The organism is Neisseria sp. P0021.S007 (assembly GCF_051956855.1).
In genome coordinates this window covers 1-513 of sequence record NZ_JBQCXA010001232.1, presented here as the reverse complement: position 1 = coordinate 513, position 513 = coordinate 1, and the positions used below count along the sequence as shown (strand labels likewise).

The window sequence follows — 513 nt, the reverse complement described above, 5'->3', positions numbered from 1 at the left end:
CGGCCTATGGTCATCAGCTACAAACTTTCGCCGCTGACTTATGCGTATGTGAAAAACAAAATCAAAGTGCCGCATGTCGGTTTGCCTAATATTCTATTGGGTAAAGCCGCCGTTCCCGAGCTGCTGCAACACGATGCCGTCCCTGAAAAACTGGCGCAGGCCGTTGCAGACTGGTATGACCGCCCTGAGGCCGTGGCCGCGTTGGAACAGGATTTCCACGCCTTGCATCTGCTGTTGAAAAAAGATACGGCGGCATTGGCGGCGGCCGCAGTATTGGAAGAAGCCGGATTTTCAGACGGCCTGAAAGACAAGTAAGGAAAATACATGAATTTATTGGGAGCCTTGGCCAAGGTTGGCAGCCTGACGATGGTGTCGCGCATTTTGGGCTTTGTGCGCGATACGATTATCGCCCGTGCGTTTGGTGCAGGCATGGCGACGGATGCGTTTTTTGTCGCGTTCAAACTGCCCAACCTGTTGCGGCGCGTGTTCGCAGAGGGCGCGTTTGCCCAAGCC

General features: G+C 54.6%; 1 protein-coding gene and 1 pseudogene. Both read left to right on the top strand.

Annotated features, from left to right (window positions below):
* Positions 1-315, top strand: a pseudogene (locus ACTHUR_RS18470) (lipid-A-disaccharide synthase); the annotation flags it as partial.
* Between the two features lie 9 nt (positions 316-324).
* On the top strand, positions 325-513 hold a 189-nt coding region (locus ACTHUR_RS18465; protein ID WP_440400219.1), incomplete at its 3' end, for a lipid II flippase MurJ.